The organism is Macrococcoides bohemicum (assembly GCF_016865215.1).
Taxonomy (GTDB): domain Bacteria; phylum Bacillota; class Bacilli; order Staphylococcales; family Staphylococcaceae; genus Macrococcoides; species Macrococcoides bohemicum.
In genome coordinates, this window is the sequence record NZ_CP054482.1 from 423,264 (window position 1) to 442,456 (window position 19,193).

A 19,193-nucleotide genomic window follows, 5' to 3' on the forward strand; every position below is an offset into this window, starting at 1 on the left:
GAATGATTATGACTAAAACAATCTATTTTTTATGTACAGGAAATTCTTGCCGTTCACAAATGGCAGAAGGGTTTGGAAAAGAATATTTACCAGAGTGGAATGTATATTCTGCAGGAATTGAATCACACGGAGTAAACCCGAAAGCTATTGAAGCGATGAAAGAAGTGGGTATTGATATTTCAAACCATACATCAGATGTTATTGATAAAGACATCTTAAATAATGCAGACTTAGTTGTAACACTATGTGATCATGCAAAAGATGTATGTCCGGTTACACCACCACATGTACGTACTGAGCATTGGGGATTTGAAGATCCTGCTGGACAAGACTGGTCAGTATTTCAGCGAGTACGTGATGAAATTGGAACACGTATCAAACACTTTGCTAAAACAGGTGAATAAAATGGATTTTCCAAAGATCAGCAAACCAGCATTGCGCGCACTTGCCAGCATCAATGTAAAGACTTTAGAAGATGTTACGAAATTTACTGAAGCGGAATTACTAGCCTTACACGGATTTGGTCCGAAAGGTATACGCATTTAAAAGAAGTAATGGAAGTACAGGGATTGAAGTTTAAGGGTGAATTTAATAAATAAATATTTGATGGTGCATTGTTCAATTATTGGACAATGCATTTTTATTATGTGTAAGGAAAATCACACAATTCTGGAGAATTCACAATAGGGTAAATTTGAAGTTTTATTCACAAGGATTGATTACCAAAAGATTTGAGATGGACTTATCTTTGTATGAAATGACTAAATTAATAAGTATTAAACATAAGTATGAAAATATTTACTATTTTCATTTTGAATATACTTTGTGAAAGATAATCTAAAATAGAAAGAACGAAATAAATCATGTGAAAATTTCGTCACAAAATAGTTACGAAATATTCTGACAAATCGTTTGAAAACGATTACATATAGCGTTAAAATTAATGTGTAAATAATAAAAGAGGTGATGGTGGTGAAATATAATTACGATATTGCGGTGATTGGTGGAGGGCCAGGTGGTTATGCAACAGCCATTCGCTTAGCGCAATATAAAAAGAAAGTAGTGTTATTCGAAGGTAAAAGTATTGGTGGGACATGCCTGAATGTTGGTTGCATACCTTCAAAAGCAATGCTTAGAATTTCGGAAGTGATGTCAATCGTAAAACAAGCAGAAAAGTTTGGTATTTCAGCGGAAGATGTACAGCTTGATTACTCAAAAGTTAAGGCATACAAAGATGAGGTTGTGTCACAACTTGTGAATGGTGTCGGTTATTTACTGAAGAAAAATGGAGTAGAAGTGATTGAGGATTTCGTTACAGAGATTAAAGGGCATGATATATCATACAGCCATGGAAATATCTCAGCGCAAAATATTATTTTAGCAACAGGTTCGAAACCTTTTATACCGCCTATTGATGGCATTGATAATATTAACTATGACACAACAGATACAATCTTTAGCTGGGAAGCGTTACCGAAGTCTTTAGTTATTATTGGTGGAGGCGTTATTGGTGTAGAAATGGCACAAGCATTTGCACCCCTTGGAACGAAAGTGACGCTTGTAGAAGTGGCGGAAGATATTTTAATGACTGAAGACATGGATGCAAGAAGTCTCGTAAAAAAAGGATTGGAACAAGCAGGTATTAATATCATTACGAAAGCAAAGATTAACGGCATAAAAAAGGCGGAAATCAAGGTTGGTAATGAATCGATATCATTCGATAAGTTACTTGTTGCCACGGGTCGTAAAAATAACCTTGAACTTGCAGAGCAATTAAAACTCAAAGTTACAGATAACAAAAAATTTATAGAAGTTAATGAATTTATGCAAACTTCCATCGATTATATATATGCAATCGGAGATATTATTCCAGGCTATCAATTAGCACATGCTGCAACGCATGAAGGATTCGTCGCTGCAGGTCATATAGCTAATAAGCATACTGGAAGGTTAGATCAAACAGCAGTACCACGATGCGTTTATACAACACCTGAAATTGCATCATTTGGACTAAGCGAAGATGAGGCACGAAAAACATACGATGTGAAAGTTACAACATATAATCTTGCTGGTAATGGTAAAGCGATAGCTTATGGTGATTCAACTGGATTTGTAAAGATAATTAGCGATAAACGCTATGGTGAAATTCTTGGTGCTGTAATTTGCGGTGCGCATGCGACTGAATTAATCAGTACAATATTAGCTGTAAAAAATGCTGAAGGTACGATGGATGAATTATCTCATCAAATCTTTGCACATCCTACAGTTTCAGAATCAATTGGAGAAAGTGCTGAAGATTACTTTGGTCTAAGTATTCATCAGCCATAAAAGGGAGGAACGCAAAATGGAAAAAGAAAAAGTGTTATGGATTTATAAGAAAATGAATGAAATTCGTGAATTTGAAGATGAAGTGCACAGAATATTTTTAACGGGAACAATTCCTGGTTTCGTACACTTATATGCAGGTGAGGAAGCAATTGCGGTCGGTGCATGTGCAGAATTAAATGATGCAGATTATATTACGAGTACTCACCGTGGACATGGTCATGCGATTGCTAAAGAGTGCGATATTTTAGGAATGATGGCTGAAATATATGGTCGTAAAGATGGTCTGAATAAAGGTAAAGGTGGATCGATGCATATTGCTGAAGTAGAGAAAGGTATTCTCGGTGCTAACGGTATCGTTGGTGCCGGATTCCCACTTGCAAATGGTGCGGGTTTATCTATAAAAACATTGAAACAAGATGCAGTGGCAGTATGTTTCTTTGGAGATGGTGCATCAAATGAAGGTACTTTCCATGAAGGATTGAATTTCGCATCAATTCTAAATTTACCTGTAATCTTCATTTGTGAAAATAATGGATATGGTGAGGCGACGCCACATAGCTATGCTTCAGCGTCAGATACTGTTGCAGAACGTGCCTCAGCATATAATATGCCAGGTCACCATGTTGATGGTAAAGATGTTGTTGCAGTCAACGAAGTGATGATTGAAGCAGTGAAACGCGCAAAAGCTGGAGAAGGGCCGACATTAATTGAATGTAAGACTTATCGTAACTATGGTCACTTTGAAGGAGATGCGCAAAGTTATAAATCAGATAAAGATGAACTACGTGATTTAGATCCTATTGTCATCTTTAAAGAGCGTGCATTAAAAGAAGGCTGGATGACAGAAGAAGAAGCGAAAAAAATTGAAGATGATGCTAAAGCATTAGTTGAAGAAGCGGTTAAATTCGCAGAGAATAGTCCACTACCAGATGAATCTTCATTACTTGAAGATGTCTATGCAGATTAAGGAGGAATAATCATGACAAGAGAACTCACATTTATGCAAGCAGTTACTGAAGGAATCGACCAGGCAATGGAGAAAGATGAAACAGTTATTTTAATGGGAGAAGACGTTGCTGGTGGTAATACAATTGAGCATTTAGATGGAGATGAAGCATGGGGCGGCGTGTTCGGCTTAACGAAAGGTATTGTAGGTAAATATGGTCGTGAACGTGTTATCGATACACCAATCGCCGAACAAAACTATGTTGGTGCTGGTGTAGGTGCCGCTGCAACCGGACTTAGACCGATTGTTGAATTAATGTTCAACGATTTCATTGGATATGCACTAGACGCATTACTTAACCAAGGTTCAAAAATGCGTTACATGTTTGGTGGTAAAGCAAAAATTCCTATGACGATGCGTACCGTGCATGGCGCAGGTGCTTCAGCGGCCGCTCAGCACAGTCAATCATTATATGGTATGTTCGGAGCAATTCCAGGTATAAAAGTAGTTGTACCATCAAACCCATATGATGCAAAAGGATTATTACTTGCCGCAGTTGAAGATGATAACTTAGTTGTATTTTCTGAAGATAAAACATTATATGGTATGAAAGGTGAAGTACCAGAAGAGTATTATACTGTTGAAATAGGCAAAGCAAAAATTGTAAGAGAAGGTACAGACCTTTCAATCGTTGCGATTGGTAAAATGGTACATGTAGCACTTGAAGTAGCGGATGAATTAGAAGGCCAAGACGTTTCAGTTGAGGTTATTGATTTAGTAACAGTAGCACCGTGGGATCAGGAAACAATATTGAATTCTGTAGAGAAAACAAATCGACTAATTGTAATAGACGAAGCAAACCCTCAAAGTTCTACAGGGCATTCTATTGCAGCTGTTGTTAGTGACAAAGCATTTGATTATTTAGATGGGCCGGTAAAAGTGATTACTGCACCACATACACCTGTACCTTTTGCTGAGAACCTTGAGAAACTTTACATTCCAAATAAAGATAGAGTACTTAAAGAAGCAGCAGAAATTATTGATGATTTAAAATAATGCGAGGTGAAGTTAAATGAGTAAAAGAGTTGATATGCCGAAGTTAGGGATGACCATGACAGAAGGTACAATAGATGAATGGTACAAATCAGTAGGAGATGCTGTTAAGAAAGGCGAAGCAGTATGTATGATTGCTTCTGAGAAATTAACGATGGATGTTGAATCTCCGGCTGATGGACAGTTACTGGAAATCACTGTAGAGTCAGGAGGCGTTGCGAAAGTTGGAGAGCAGATAGGGCTTGTTGGTGATGAAGGTGACTCGGTTGGTGATAAGCCGGCAGGAGACGATGAAGCGCTTAGCGAATCAGGTGAACCAACTGATGAACGTGAAGCAATTAAAGATGCTGCAGAGAAATCAGATAGCTTTGAGCGCACTCACGATAAGGAAATTAATGAAAATGCTATTGAAGAAGAAGAGCATCCAACTGAACAATCTCAACAATCTGGTAAGAGAGTCTTTATCACACCACTTGCTAAGAAAATAGCACAAGAAAAAGGTATAGATTATTCACAAATTAAAGGTACAGGTGGTAACGGACGTATCACAAAGCACGATGTTGAAAAAGCACCAGCTAAAGAGAAAACTGAGCAAACAGCTCAAGCGGAAGTTCAAGCTGTTGCCCAGAAATCTGTTACACCGAAAAACTTAAGCCCAATGCGTAGTGCGATAGCTGCGAACATGATGAACAGCTTACAAACGACAGCACAATTAACATTACATCAAAAAGCAAACGCAGATAAACTATTTAAATTTAATAAAAAGCTTAAAACTGAAGTTAGTAATAGCGGTCTAGATATTAAAGTAACTGTTACTGCATTAATTACTAAAGCTGTTGCATTAACATTGAAAGACGATCCGAAAATGAACAGCACTTATAAAGAGGGGGATTTAACAAAGCATGATGAAGTGAATATTGGTATTGCAACTTCACTTGACGATGGATTAATGGTACCGGTAATTCATGATGCAGGTAGTAAATCTATCGGTGACATTGCAACGCAGATCTTCGAACTATCTGACGCAGCAAGAAACGGTAGTTTAGAGGATGAAAAGATGAGCGGTGGTACATTTACGATTACAAATATCGGAACATCTGGTATTGAATACTTCACACCAGTGCTAAATGCACCTGAAGTAGGTATTTTAGGTGTAGGATCAGTGCAAAATGAATTAAAATTAGTTGATGGTGAAGTGAAAGAAACGAAAACTTTACCACTCAGCTTAACAATCGACCATCAAATCATTGATGGTGCAGATGGCGCGAACTTCTTAGCGACTTTAATTAAATACATTGAAAATCCATTTTTATTAGTATTATAAATGTTTAAGAGCTTGAGATTCATGTCTCAAGCTTTTTTTAATTTATTTAAATGTAAGCGTTGACAGAAAAAGATTTTGGGAGTAAGATTAGTTTAAATTAAGCACATAGTTCACGGACATATTTTTTTACACTAAAATGGAACCGGTTCCAAAGGAGGAAATGGAATGGATTACAATCAAGTTTCAAAAGATATTTTAGCGGCTATCGGTGGTAAAGAAAATATCGATGCAATGGCACATTGTTCAACCCGTTTACGTTTAGCTTTAAAAGATGAGAGTATCGTAGATCAGAAAGCATTAGATAATATGGATGCGGTAAAAGGCACTTTCTCAACAGGTGGTCAGTATCAAATTATTATCGGAGCTGGTACAGTAAATACTGTATTTAATGAAATGAGCAAGATGACAGGTATGGATGCTGCAACGAAATCAGAAGTAGCGTCTAAATCTACGAAGAAGATGAACCCTTTACAACAATTTGTTAAGATGCTTTCAGATATCTTCGTACCAATTATTCCAGCAATCGTAGCTGGTGGTTTATTGATGGGGATTAACAACTTATTTACAGCACCAGGATTATTCTATGATGGTAAAACAACGGTTATTGAAGCTAACCCAGGTTTAGCTGGTTTAGCAGACTTTATTAATTTACTTGCCAATGCACCATTCGTCTTCTTACCAATCTTAATTGGTTTTAGTGCCGCGAAACGTTTCGGTGGTAACCCGTATCTAGGTGCAGCGCTTGGAATGATCTTAGTGCATCCGGCATTGTTAAATGGATATGACTTCCCAAAATATGTTGTAGCGGGTAAAGATATTCCGTCTTGGGATTTACTTGGATTGAAAGTTCAAAGTGTAGGGTACCAAGGTCAAGTGTTACCTATTTTAGTTGCGAGCTGGATATTGGCTACAATTGAGAAGAATTTACGTAAAGTAACACCATCTTGGTTAGATAACTTAACAACACCATTAATTTCATTATTCGTTACTGGATTCTTAACATTCCTATTTGTTGGGCCGTTAACACGTACAGCTGGAACATATTTAACAGACGGTTTAACTTGGTTATATGAAACAGGTGGATTTGTTGGTGCGATGATCTTCGGATTCTTCTATGCACCAATCGTTATTACAGGTATGCACCACTCATTTATCGCAGTTGAAACACAGTTGATTGCAGATGCTGCAAAAACAGGTGGGTCATTTATCTTCCCGATTGCTGCTATGAGTAACGTATCTCAAGGTGCAGCAACGTTAGCGGTATTATTCATCACGAGAAATGAAAAGTTAAAAGGTATCGCATCAGCTGCAGGTATTTCAGCATTATTAGGAATTACAGAACCTGCGATGTTCGGGGTTAACTTAAAATTACGCTATCCATTCATTGGAGCGATTATTGGTTCAGCTGTTGGTTCAGCATACATCGGTTTAATGCAAGTTAAAGCGACAGCTTTAGGTGCTGCTGGTTTACCTGGTGTTATCTCAATTGCTCCAGGAAGCTATATGAATTATGTTATCGCAATGGCGATTGCAATTGTTACTGCATTTGTAGCAACATTTATCTTATCAAAACGCCCAAAAAATAAAGAAGTTGAAGAAGCATAAATCGATAATTAATTTATATAATTAATTGAATATAAAATATTAATAAGGCCAGGACAATTGTGTCCTGGCCTTATTTTTGCTGTTTACTCATAGTCATAAATAAATCCATGTGCTTTTAAATCACGTTCTGCATTATCAAGTATCTTTTCGGTTTTAGCAGATATTACATGTTCATGTACACCGTATGTGAGTTCAGCTAGCATTCTCCCGTTATCTTCAGTCATATCATTTGAGAATTCATAACAATCTTCAACAGAATTGAGCATCAAATTCGCTGTAATTTTACCGTATATTGGATGATTGATAGATACATTGTCGATCATTGCGCCATTTTCAACGATAATCGTTAGTTCTTCAAGCATTCTGCTATTGTCATGTTTTGCGGTAATTGTACGTTTATATTTCTCACCTGTCTGAGGCGTGGCTTCAAAGATATACCCTTTTTTTGTCGCTTTGATGCCAATTTCTTCTTCACGTAATTTTGCAATATCTGAAACGATGATTTGCCTTGACACATTAAATCGTTTCGCTAATGCAGCGCCAGGTATTGCAGCCGTACTTTCTTTAATCAGTTGTGCGATGTGTTGCCTTCTTTCCTCTGTTTGCATAGACTTTCACCTTTATGTTATTTGATTGATGACCTCTAAAAAAGTATTGATTTCTTCTTCTGTCGTTAATGTACTGAGTGATACTCGAATATATTGATGTACCGAGTAACCTTGCTTTGTAATCAATGTTTCTAAACCTCTTGAATGCATTGTACCATGCCCGCATGCGGTTCCGGTAGAGATTAAGATATTGTGTTGTGACAGTTGTTGCATTATATATTGTCCGTCTGTTTTGTTGATAAGTATCGGAATAATGTTTTTAAGTTGTGGTTCGAATTTCATCGGCACGTATAATGCTGGATCGAGCTTAGTAATAATCTTGTGATTTAACTGCTGTATAGTGTCTGATTGATTATATTCTATCAATGCTTGTGTCATCGCAACAAGTGATGGTACATCCACTGTGCCGTTTCTCATATGGTGTTCGTGATGGAAGAAAGGATTAGTGATGCGCATTGCCTCTTCCCTAATAAGAAGTGCACCGATTCCTTTTGGACCGAAAAATTTATGCCCGCTGATTGAAAGTGACGTTACATATTGCGTTGGAATCATTAACTTACCAGCTGATTGCACAGCATCAATGTGAAATGGAATATTAAATTGATTTGTTAATTGTCCTATTTGTTCAATTGGGAAGATATAACCTGTTTCAGAACTGACATGAACACAGCTTACACATGCTATTGTCTCATGATATTGCCGGATAAATTGTTCTGTCATATTTAAATCAATCATGCCAATTTCGTCTTCTGGGAAGTAGTGTATGTCGTAACGAGCATGTCCGTGTAACGCTGCATAGACAGATGGATGTTCAAATTTAGACGTAAGTACGATTGTTTTATTTGATTCATGATAGAGATAGTTGTTTAAAGCCATTTCATTTGCGTGAGAGCCACTCGTCGACGTTATAAGTGTAAAGTTATCTGTAAAGTTTTCGTTCAGTGCATTCTCGCAGTTGTGTACGATATCTTTAACGATGTCGCCACCACCATGTAAACTCTCGGAGTTATAATAAAATTTTTTATTGGTATCAAAGTAACCTTGCATTGCACTAGGAGACATAGGTGTTGTTGCAGCATAATCTAAATTTATCATCGAATTACCTCTTGTAATTTTATTGTTTATGTGACAATATAATTGTAAAACTAATGTAAATATATTGTAAAGGTGTTTTTTATGTATGATGTAATTGTTGTCGGTGGTGGTATTAGCGCACTCAGCCTGTTAAGTTATCTTCCGAAACACTTTAAAGTTGCTGTCGTGATGGAGAACAATACTTCTTCAAGTGTGATGGCTCAAGGTGGTATTGCTTCATCTTTATTTGAAGAATCAATTGAAAATCATGTGCAGGATACATATATCGCTGGCTGCAATTATGGTGATATTGATATTATCCGTAAGATGATTGGAACGGGAAATCATGTTGTTCGGGATTTAATAAATAGAGGTATCGAGTTCGATCAAAAAGCGGGACGGATTGATTTAGGTATGGAAGGAGCGCATGCTATACCTCGCATCTTTCATATGAATCACGATCAGACAGGGAAGTCAGTTTGTGCATTTATGCATGCTCATATTCAACCACAAGTTGAAGTGATATATGGTCGTTTAACGGCACTACATAAAGATGTAAATGGAAAGATTTGCGGTATTTCAGTAGATGATAGAATATTTACGGGGCAATTTGTTGTACTTGCCACCGGTGGATATAGTGGTATGTTTCAACCTGCTTCGAACCCGAGTTCGGCTGGGGTGTATGCTCAAATGCTTGCACTACTTTCAGGTTGTACGTTACGTGACCTTGAAATGATACAGTTTCATCCGACGATGCTTACGATTGATAATAAAGCAATCTGTCTCGTCTCTGAAGCGGTTAGAGGCGCTGGAGGAGTACTGGTGAATGAATATGGTGAACCAATTATGGCAAAGTATTTGCAGCGTGATTTATCTCCAAGGCACATTACGAGCTATGAAATATTTAGGCGCATACAAATTGGAGAGCGCATTTATTTAGACATTTCAAACATACACAATTTTGCACAGCAGTTTCCATTCATTAATACACAGTGTGAGCAGTTTGGTTTATCAGAACGCATTCCTGTTGCACCGGGTGCACATTATACGATGGGTGGTATAGCAGCTGATGTAAATGGTGCAACAGCAGTAGAGAACTTATTTGTAATTGGTGAAGCGGCATGTACTGGCTTTCATGGCGCGAATAGACTCGCAAGTAACTCACTGCTGGAAGGTTTAGCAATGGGGAAACTGCTGGCACAAACGTTGATTAATGAAACGTTAAATCCACCTGGCAGAATTTTTTCTACTGTAAATATTCAATATAATCGTGATTTTGATCATGTATCATTTATGAAGTATGTAGGTATCGTTAGAGATACTGAAAACTTAAATAAATACTTGAATACCCTTAATTCAAATGATAATTTAACAGTTTTTGCAAGACGCGTTACGGAGTGCGCGATAAATCGGATGTCTACACTCGGTGCGCATGTGATAAAGGAGAAAGATGTAGCAGACAGAGACAAAACAAATATCGTAAAACATATAAATGGAGGAACAATCGTTGAATTTAATTCGCTTAGAACAAAAGTTACGTGATTTTATGGATGAAGATTTATCATATGGAGATCTATCATCAGCTATCTTTGATGACAATACAACCGGCACAATGCAACTGATTGCCAAAGAAGATGGTTATTTTTGTGGTGAAGATGTTATCTTACGAGGATTTAATATTTTAGATAAGTGTGATGTCGTTTGTTTCAAACATGATGGGGATGCGTTACAAAAGGGTGAATGTATTGCTAAAATCTCTGGAAAAGTAAAATATCTATTACAGGCTGAACGTACTGTATTAAATATTATTCAACGTATGAGCGGGATTACGACAGAAACGAAAAGGTATATGGAGAAAATAGCACATACGTCAGCTAGAGTGACAGATACACGTAAAACAACGCCGGGGCTAGGCATGTTCGAAAAATACGCAGTACGTATTGCAGGTGCCAGTAATCACCGTAGAAATCTTAATGACGGAATCATGTTAAAGGATAATCACATTGCATTTATGGGTGCAATTGACGCTGCGATGCAAAGTGCAAAGGCGTTGCGCGGTCATATGGATAAGATAGAAGTTGAGATTGAAGATGAAGCGATGCTTGAAGCAGCAATTAAAGCTCAGGCCGATATCATTATGTTTGATAATTGTACACCGGAATTTATTAAGGCGCATATCCATCTTGTGCCAAACCATATTATTACAGAAGCATCTGGTGGCATTAATATCGAAACGATCAAAGCATATGCCGAAGCAGGTGTCGATTATATTTCAGTCGGTAAGCTATTTCATGGCGCAAATGCATTAGACATTTCCGGAAAGGTGGATATCAATGATTGATTTATTAAAGTCAGGACAAATTCCTGAACAGTATTTACACATGTCAAAAGAAGCGCTTGAAGCAAGGGTGACAGAAGTAAAAAGTTTGCTTGGTAATGATCTATTCATTCCTTGTCATCATTATCAAAAAGATGAAGTGGTGCAATTTGCAGATGCGATAGGAGATTCATTAGAACTTGCAAATATTTGTAAGACGAATACAGCGAAGTATATCGCATTTTGTGGTGTACACTTTATGGCAGAAACTGCTGATATGCTGACAAACGATGATCAGATTGTCTTGTTACCAGATTTAAGAGCAGGTTGTTCGATGGCAGATATGGCGAATATTCATCAAGTAGAACGTTGTGATGCATATTTAAAGTCGGCGTTTAATATAGACTGTCTGCCGTTGACATATGTCAACTCTACTGCAGCAATTAAAGCATTTGTTGGCAGGAAAGATGGTGCATGTTTAACAAGTGGTAACGCACATAAAGTAGTAGGTTGGGCACTTGCACAGGATGAAATCATACTTTTCTTACCTGACCAGCATTTAGGGCGTAATACAGCATATGATTTAGGTGTTCCGTTAGAACAAATGGCGATCTATGATCCGATTCAAAATAAACTTGAATATGATGGTGATATGAGTGATTTACGTATCATCTTATGGAAAGGGCATTGTTCAGTACATGAGAAATTTACGGTGCAAAATATTGCTCAAGTAAGAAAGCAACATCCAGACATGTGTATTATCGTTCATCCTGAATGTACTTTCGAAGTAGTTCAGCAAAGTGATGATGCAGGTTCTACGCGTAAAATTCTAGAAGAAATTACGAACGCAGCACCTGGCTCTAAGTGGGCAATCGGTACTGAAATGAACTTGGTCAATCGCATTATAAAGCATAATCCAGATAAAGAAATCATTTCACTTAATCCATTTATGTGTGCATGTCTAACGATGAATCGTATCGACTTACCGCATCTCGTATGGTGTCTCGATAAGATAATAGACCATAACTTTGAAAACCAGATTACAGTAGATCAGGAAACGACGACCTATGCATTAAAAGCATTAGATAAAATGTTATTTCTGCAGTAATCGTTATAAATGTAATAAATCTATAAATACATTATAATAAAAATAATGTTGAATGGAGGAATTACAATGAATAAATGGGTAAAAAGAGGATTAGTAGTCGGTGCTTTAACAGTCGGTGCTGTTCAAGGTGCTAAATATTTAGAGAAAAATGAGATGGTTAAAAAACGTTTGAATGATTTAAAGAACGTAAAAGAATATAACGACTTACGTAAAGCGATTATGGAAGTTGTTCATGCGTTTAATAACAACAATGCACCGCGTCTAGAACAGCAGTTCCAGGACAATGATTTTGTTACTGACCAAACTGAACCGACAAATAATGTGCAGGAAGAAACGATTGGTGAAGCGGTGAAGCGCGTGTTAGATACACCTGTTGTAACGAATTTAATTGGCGACAAGGCAGATATCGATATGATGAAAGATTTAATCGATGAAACAGCAGAAGTTGAAAAGCTAATCAGAAGCTGGTTTAACTAAAAACATACTAAGATTAGTAGCGAAGTAATCTACGACGGTAGATAAACTTCGCTACTTTTTTATTGTTTTCATGCCGTTGGCATAATTTTAACAATTGTGAAATAGTAGTAGAGAGAAGTACTCCGACCAGCCTCTAGGATCATAGAATCCGTATTATAAACTGGAGAACTTCACTTTCCTTATTAATTCGATTTTAGTATGTTGGGTCCTTTGAGATCGTGTATAGGAAAATGAACAAAATAAGGTCTAGTGAAGTAAAACTTCTTAATTTAACCAAATAGGAGTGATTAACATCGAATATTTTGGAATTGACGTGGGGAAAGGAAAAAGTTATGTAGCTCATTATTGTAATAATGAATTTAAGAAAGAATTTGAATTAATTCACAATAAAGATGGTTTTGATGCATTAAATGAATATATTAAAGGGTATGCAGGTGTTTATTTTCTCTTTGAATCGACTGGGATATACTCTAAAGTTATCCAACGTTTTTGTAAAGAAAACCATATTCCACACTGTATGATAAATCCTTTAGAAGCTAAATTTTTAACAACTACACTTAGAACTTGGAAAACTGATAAATCTGATGCACACAAACTTGCTTTATTGGCAAAAAACTTTAATAAAAGACCTTCTAAAAATCTTTCTAAGGACATATATATAAAAGTAAGAGAATTGACCAGATGGTATGAAGAACTTAATGATCAACAGTCTTATTTAAAAATTTCAATTATACAGATACTTGATATGTCCTTTCCTGAAATTCAGAGATTATTCAAAAGTAGATATTCAAAATTTGCTTTAGAAATAGTCAAAAGATTTCCTCACCCCAGCTATGTAAAAAATATAAATATACCTGATCTTATTAATATCATCGGTGCTTGTACAGATAAAAATATCTCTTTACAAAGAAAAGAAAAATATGCCGAAATGCTTATTTCCTTCGCTAATGAAAGTTATCCAGCTCTATCGGAAAACTCATTTTACATCGAGAAACTAATAGCTTTAGTTAATGATTTGATGTTACTTATGAAAAGACAAGAAAAGATTAAACAGAGCTTAATGGAGCTTTCTAAAGAACTCGAAGAGTTTAAAATACTTACCTCTATTCCAGGTATAGGAGATTTGACGGCTATGTTAATTATTGGTGAACTGGGTGATATAAGATCTTTTTCATCCCATAAAGAGCTAAATGCTTATATAGGCATTGATATTAAAAGATATCAATCTGGAAAAACTCAATATAAAGATAAGATAAATAAGAGAGGAAACAGACGTGCCAGAGCATTATTTTATATTGTCATAATGAATATTATAAGAGGAAAAAGACATTACTCAAATCATCTTGTAGACTATTATTATAAATTAAGAAAGCAGCCAAATGGCAAAGGCCATAAGACTGCGGTGATTGCTTGTGTAAACAAGCTGCTAAAAACAATTCAATATCTTGTAGTAAACAATAAAGAATACGATTATCAGATGTCCCCACATTGACAATCTATTCAAATACATAATATCATATAAAAAAAATTAATAAATAAAAAGGCTTATTTAGTGATGATTTTTTTAATATATTCTACTACGAAGTAGTTGACAAATCGTAGGAAAGAGGCTGGGACAGAAGTGTTCTGCCACAAGCAAAAACCGAACAAAACTAATAAATCGCTCTTTGATTTATAGTTTTTGTTTGGTTTTTTGTCGTAGGGGTACTTCTGTTCCGCCGTTTAAGCTGTTAAACAGAAGAGGGCTAAGACTTTTGTCTCAATCTTTTTATATTTCCAGCTTATAAATATATTGTTTACCATGACCTTTTCCACTATACGAATGATCCATAATCAGATTGGTAAGTAGTAAGGGCTGATTATCATCTGTATACTGAAATCTTCTATCAGTACGATGCAATAAGAAGAATCCAATCGTCTGATTTTGATTAATAATCACGACACCGTGTACATTATCGTTTATTTCTTCGATGCTGTATTCTGGTAATTGCGTGTACTTTAAAGCTTCAGCTGGTTGATAGAATTGCTTTAATCGCTCTTTGTACTGCTCCTCATATGGAACCAATTGAACCATCTTGGCACCTCGAATGACAATAAATTTTTATTATTACTTTTTTTACTATATTATTAATATAACAGAATTTTTTATGAGGTGAAAAGATGTTTATCAAAAGTATTGCATCAAATTTTAAGCCACATGAAGCAACACCTTACTATATGAAAATCCCTGCGATCAAAAAGTTGGAACGTATTGATTTAACTAAACCTGTGACGATTATTGTAGGTGAAAATGGAACTGGGAAATCAACTTTAATTGAAGCGATCGCAGTGAATTATGGGTTAAATCCAGAAGGTGGAGGTAAGAACTTTAACTTTGCAACGAAACATTCACATGCAGGACTATATGAAGAAATAAGGCTTGGAAAGATGGGTGTACCAAGTGATACATTCTTTTTACGTGCAGAGGGGTTTTATAATGTAGCTACTGAAATTGAGCGACTTAATGCGATTGACGGTAGACTGCTTAACAGTTATGGCGGAAAAAGTTTACATGATCAATCCCACGGCGAATCATTTTTAGCGTTACTTAAGTACAGATTCCGCGCAAAAGGTTTATATATATTAGATGAGCCGGAAAGTGCTTTATCACCGATGCGTCAAATGTCGATGATTGTTAGGATAAATGACTTAGTAAAGCGTGGTGCGCAGTTCATTATCGCAACGCATTCACCAATTATTATGGCATATCCAGGTGCTGATATTATTCAGTTAAATGAAGATGGGTATGACCGCATAGATTATCGTGAAACAGAACATTATATCGTTACAAAAGCATTTATCGATAAACCAGAAAAGATGATTAAGACTTTATTAGAATAGTCTTAATCATCTTTTTATAATGTGATGATTTCTTCTTTTAAATCAAGATCATGACTTGTTAATATTTTCTTACATAGAGGATCTTTACTTACTTTATTAATCCAGAGTAACGCCTTCTTTAAATCATAGAGATTCATCACGTGAGCTGGAATGATAATCTCTTCGTATGATGTATTGACCAGTGCAGCATCACTCGTGATCAATATATACTCTCCATCACTATTCATTACTTTCACCATAAATAAACCAACGCTATGACCTGGGGCATGGATGAGCTGTACTGATTTGTCTCCGAATAAATCATATGAAAAGCCGCTCGGTCCAATGCCCGTTTGATCAAACTCGAAACACGTTAGATCAACACCATCCCATAATTTTTGAAGATAACGGATTACGCGTTTATTGGATTCTAATATCTCTTCACGACTCGCAAATATATATTTGGCATCTTTAAGCTGACGTACGCCGCTTACATGGTCACTGTGGAGATGTGTCAGCAGCACATAATCTAAGTCGCCTGGTAGTATTCCTCTTTTACTGAGCTGTTCGTCTATTGATTGTCCTTCGGGTAAAGTAGCGCGATGAATTAATCGCTGTAATCCCAACTCTTTATGTTCTTCTTTACGTACACGTTTATGCCAGCCTGTATCAACAAGAATTAATCCTTTCGGGTGTTCAATCAGGAAACATGCGATAGGATATTGTTTGCGATTTTTCTTACACGAAATAAATCCAAGCTTTGTAAGTGGATTTAGGGATTTAGTCTGTGTCGTAACGGTGCGATTGACAGTAATAAACCCTGTCTGAATAACATGTATACTAATTTTTGACAAGTAAATCCCTCCATTCCAGATAATGTTACAACAAGCGTATCATATTATTTCTAAAGTTGTATTCCTTTATTGTTACAATTTGTTAAAGTTGTATTAAAAAAGATACTCTAAAAAGAGCATCTTATTTTATCGGTCCATCGACATCTTTAAAATTATCAATGCCGAATGGAAATACATTATTTTTAATATTTGTTTTAAGTTCCTGCAATGAAACAAGAGCGAAATTGGTTAACTGCAGAGGATAGTTATATCGCTTTGTATTATCTAAGAACATGTCATTGTTTCTTAAAAACCATTGGCCTGTATTCGATTTGACATAATCCATATCCAGGTCAATATATGTAATGTTACCTTCGTCATCCTTTTGACAAGGTGTTGAGATATTACAAAAAATCTTAACGGGTTTATATTGTTCATCGATTGAAATTGATACCGTATATCCATGATATTTAGAAAGAAAATGAAGCGTATCGTAATCAAGTAAATATTCTTCGTCTTTAATGAAATGTTTTAATAGAGAATTTTTTTCACATACTACAAAAAAGTAATGTGGTGTTTCAGAAAGTAATTTCCCTTCTACTTCTACGTGAGGTCTATCTGGATATTTATGTGATTTTATCTTTACTGTGTTCACTATCTGGACCTCCTAATTTGATGTGTAGGTTTATTATAATATGAAATCGTTTTCCATGCATTGATTTCAATAGTTCTTTTTAATAATGTCATAAATTCGAGAAATTTTAAACCGTAACTCAATATGTTCTCTTAAACCTTACATAATCTTTAAAGTGTTGTAACATAACTGTACTGAATATTCGTTATGATAAACTCAACAAATCAAGGAGGTGGCTTATGGGACGTTTATTAGAAATATTTTTTGTTGCATTAAAACTTGGCGTGACGAGCTTTGGAGGACCAGTTGCGCATCTTGGTTATTTCCGGGCTGAATATGTCGAGAAAAGAAAATGGCTAAGCGATAAAGTATATCAGGACCTTGTCAGTCTATGTCAGTTCCTGCCTGGGCCGGCATCGAGTCAGGTCGGTATCGGCATAGGTTTAATGCGAGGGGGAATACTTGGCGCAATATTAGCCTTTTTAGGATTTACATTACCGTCAGTCTTTATCCTGATTACGTCAGTCTACTTTATGAAGGCACTCGATATGGATCTGGATTTTATAAAAGGATTACTCATCGTTGCAAGTGCAGTCGTATTATATGCATTAGTTGGAATGGGTAAGACCACGTTAAACAATTTAACAGCCATCATGATCTTTTTAATCAGTTTATGCACTGCACTTGTATTTCCAACAGCATATACGCAAATCTTAATCATTATCGCTTCCGGATTAATGGGTATGTTACTGTATAAAGTTGAAACGAAAAAAGATGCGCCAATCTCGATTCAAGTTTCGAAATCAATGAGCATTGCTGCGTTACTATTGCTTGTTAGTTTAATGATTGGACTACCGATTATTGCCCAGGTGATTAATAATGACTGGCTACATATGTTTGACAGATTGTTTCGTGGAGGGTTACTGGTATTTGGTGGAGGTCATGTCGTATTACCACTGTTACAAAGTGCCTTCGTACCGGATATGATGGATATCGATACATTCCTTGCTGGATATGGCTTAACACAGGCGATGCCTGGTCCATTGTTTACCTTTGGTTCATTTGTTGGCGCAAGTTTATTTGGCGTTATAGGTGGACTCGTCGCTATGGTAGCAATCTTCTTACCGGCTTTTTTATTAGTGATCGGTACTTTGCCGTTCTGGGCTGTTATTCGTGAGCATCGATTGATGAAACAAGCATTAAAAGGAATTAATGCCGGTGTTATCGGTATATTAGGGGCTGCATGGATTAATCCGATTATCTTGCATACTGTAACGCACTGGAAGGATATTGTATTTAGTTTAATACTTTTTATTTTATTATATTTTGTAAAATTGCCACCGTGGGTTATCGTCGTACTCGGTATTATTATAGGATTAATTTTTTATAGATAAGTACACATACATTGTGTACTTCTTTTTTATAGTAGTAGATAAGTTGCTTAAATGATACAATAAGTAAGTAATTTACAAAGAAAAAGGTGACAGCATGAGATTTAGCTGGGCAGATAGTCATCCGTTGATGACCGAATATTATGATAATGAATGGGGTATTCCATCGCATGATGATACATATCTCTTTGAAATGCTCGTGCTTGAAGGGATGCAGGCAGGACTTTCATGGCTGACGATACTGAAACGCAGGGAAGGCATGCGTGCTGCTCTCGATCAATTTGATTATCAGAAAATCGCAAAGTATGAAGCTGATGACTTTGATCGGCTGATGACGTCAGATGCGATGATTAAAAATAAATTAAAGATTGGTAGTATCATTAATAATGCGCAGAAATTTATTGAGATTCAGCAGGAGTTTGGTAGCTTTGATCGATACATATGGTCATTTACAGACTTTAAACCAGTGATTACATATTTTGAAGAAGAAAGTTTAGTGCCTGCAGATAACGCTTTATCTCAACAAATTAGTAAAGAGTTGAAGAAGCGTGGTTTTAAATTTGTCGGGCCGGTAATAATTTATGGATTTTTAGGTGCAATAGGTATCATTCAAGATCGATTACGTTAAAGAGGTGT

General features: G+C 36.2%; 20 protein-coding genes. 15 read left to right on the plus strand and 5 right to left on the minus strand.

Annotated features, from left to right (window positions below; translation table 11 throughout):
• Positions 1-2 precede the first annotated feature (2 nt).
• The 7 genes from arsC to HT586_RS02335 all read left to right on the plus strand — a co-directional run bounded on the left by arsC (position 3) and on the right by HT586_RS02335 (position 7,256).
• Positions 3-404: an arsenate reductase (thioredoxin) gene (gene arsC, locus HT586_RS02305; RefSeq protein WP_096077371.1), complete on the plus strand. Its 402-nt coding sequence runs from the start codon at positions 3-5 to the stop codon at positions 402-404.
• 1 nt (position 405) lies between these two features.
• Entirely contained in the window at positions 406-546 is a 141-nt protein-coding gene (locus tag HT586_RS02310; protein ID WP_238999295.1) for a helix-hairpin-helix domain-containing protein, read from the plus strand.
• A gap of 426 nt (positions 547-972) precedes the next feature.
• Positions 973-2,328, plus strand: coding sequence for a dihydrolipoyl dehydrogenase (gene lpdA / locus HT586_RS02315; RefSeq protein WP_203546158.1), 1,356 nt, complete (start codon positions 973-975; stop codon positions 2,326-2,328).
• Between the two features lie 16 nt (positions 2,329-2,344).
• On the plus strand, positions 2,345-3,295 hold the full coding sequence (locus HT586_RS02320; protein WP_111745126.1) for a thiamine pyrophosphate-dependent dehydrogenase E1 component subunit alpha: 951 nt from the start codon (positions 2,345-2,347) through the stop codon (positions 3,293-3,295).
• 12 nt (positions 3,296-3,307) lie between these two features.
• Positions 3,308-4,330 (plus strand): alpha-ketoacid dehydrogenase subunit beta, encoded by a 1,023-nt coding sequence (locus HT586_RS02325; protein WP_096077367.1) that lies wholly within the window; start codon positions 3,308-3,310, stop codon positions 4,328-4,330.
• A gap of 16 nt (positions 4,331-4,346) precedes the next feature.
• Positions 4,347-5,651: a dihydrolipoamide acetyltransferase family protein gene (locus HT586_RS02330; protein ID WP_096077366.1), complete on the plus strand. Its 1,305-nt coding sequence runs from the start codon at positions 4,347-4,349 to the stop codon at positions 5,649-5,651.
• Positions 5,652-5,816: 165 nt separating this feature from the next.
• Complete coding sequence (locus HT586_RS02335; RefSeq protein ID WP_133354311.1) at positions 5,817-7,256, plus strand: sucrose-specific PTS transporter subunit IIBC; 1,440 nt, start codon at positions 5,817-5,819, stop codon at positions 7,254-7,256.
• 83 nt (positions 7,257-7,339) lie between these two features.
• Here HT586_RS02335 and HT586_RS02340 read toward each other — a convergent pair whose 3' ends face one another.
• Both HT586_RS02340 and HT586_RS02345 read right to left on the minus strand, forming a co-directional pair.
• On the minus strand, positions 7,340-7,864 hold the full coding sequence (locus HT586_RS02340; RefSeq protein WP_203546159.1) for a transcription repressor NadR: 525 nt from the start codon (positions 7,862-7,864) through the stop codon (positions 7,340-7,342).
• A gap of 12 nt (positions 7,865-7,876) precedes the next feature.
• Positions 7,877-8,959 (minus strand): cysteine desulfurase family protein, encoded by a 1,083-nt coding sequence (locus HT586_RS02345; RefSeq protein WP_203546160.1) that lies wholly within the window; start codon positions 8,957-8,959, stop codon positions 7,877-7,879.
• An 81-nt stretch (positions 8,960-9,040) separates the two neighbouring features.
• On the opposite strand from HT586_RS02345, the gene HT586_RS02350 reads away from it, so the two are divergent.
• From HT586_RS02350 to HT586_RS02370, 5 genes are all read left to right on the plus strand, one after another.
• The gene (locus HT586_RS02350; RefSeq protein WP_203546161.1) at positions 9,041-10,480 is read left to right on the plus strand and encodes an L-aspartate oxidase; all 1,440 of its coding nucleotides are present in this window, start codon (positions 9,041-9,043) and stop codon (positions 10,478-10,480) included.
• Complete coding sequence (nadC, locus tag HT586_RS02355; RefSeq protein WP_133354305.1) at positions 10,446-11,279, plus strand: carboxylating nicotinate-nucleotide diphosphorylase; 834 nt, start codon at positions 10,446-10,448, stop codon at positions 11,277-11,279. Before HT586_RS02350 ends, nadC begins: the two co-directional genes overlap by 35 nt.
• Positions 11,272-12,363, plus strand: a complete 1,092-nt coding sequence (nadA, locus tag HT586_RS02360) for a quinolinate synthase NadA (protein ID WP_407943976.1) — start codon at positions 11,272-11,274, stop codon at positions 12,361-12,363. The genes nadC and nadA overlap by 8 nt, the downstream gene beginning before the upstream one ends.
• A 66-nt stretch (positions 12,364-12,429) precedes the next feature.
• Positions 12,430-12,840, plus strand: a complete 411-nt coding sequence (locus tag HT586_RS02365; RefSeq protein WP_111745118.1) for a hypothetical protein — start codon at positions 12,430-12,432, stop codon at positions 12,838-12,840.
• Between the two features lie 283 nt (positions 12,841-13,123).
• Positions 13,124-14,332 carry an IS110 family RNA-guided transposase gene (locus HT586_RS02370; RefSeq protein WP_238999205.1) on the plus strand — a complete coding sequence of 403 codons (1,209 nt, stop codon included), beginning with the start codon at positions 13,124-13,126 and terminating at the stop codon, positions 14,330-14,332.
• A gap of 276 nt (positions 14,333-14,608) precedes the next feature.
• Here HT586_RS02370 and HT586_RS02375 read toward each other — a convergent pair whose 3' ends face one another.
• Positions 14,609-14,914: a hypothetical protein gene (locus tag HT586_RS02375; protein WP_203546162.1), complete on the minus strand. Its 306-nt coding sequence runs from the start codon at positions 14,912-14,914 to the stop codon at positions 14,609-14,611.
• Between the two features lie 86 nt (positions 14,915-15,000).
• Between HT586_RS02375 and HT586_RS02380 the strand changes: the two genes are divergently transcribed.
• Complete coding sequence (locus HT586_RS02380) at positions 15,001-15,720, plus strand: AAA family ATPase (protein WP_096077357.1); 720 nt, start codon at positions 15,001-15,003, stop codon at positions 15,718-15,720.
• Positions 15,721-15,734: 14 nt separating this feature from the next.
• Here the strand turns inward: HT586_RS02380 and HT586_RS02385 are convergent, their stop codons facing one another.
• Together HT586_RS02385 and HT586_RS02390 are read right to left on the minus strand one after the other, a co-directional pair.
• The gene (locus tag HT586_RS02385) at positions 15,735-16,553 is read right to left on the minus strand and encodes an N-acyl homoserine lactonase family protein (RefSeq protein WP_157742217.1); all 819 of its coding nucleotides are present in this window, start codon (positions 16,551-16,553) and stop codon (positions 15,735-15,737) included.
• A gap of 121 nt (positions 16,554-16,674) precedes the next feature.
• Complete coding sequence (locus HT586_RS02390) at positions 16,675-17,187, minus strand: DUF402 domain-containing protein (protein ID WP_157742216.1); 513 nt, start codon at positions 17,185-17,187, stop codon at positions 16,675-16,677.
• Between the two features lie 218 nt (positions 17,188-17,405).
• On the opposite strand from HT586_RS02390, the gene chrA reads away from it, so the two are divergent.
• Positions 17,406-18,560, plus strand: coding sequence for a chromate efflux transporter (chrA, locus tag HT586_RS02395; RefSeq protein WP_203546163.1), 1,155 nt, complete (start codon positions 17,406-17,408; stop codon positions 18,558-18,560).
• 94 nt (positions 18,561-18,654) lie between these two features.
• Entirely contained in the window at positions 18,655-19,185 is a 531-nt protein-coding gene (locus HT586_RS02400) for a DNA-3-methyladenine glycosylase I (protein WP_203546164.1), read from the plus strand.
• Positions 19,186-19,193 lie beyond the last annotated feature (8 nt).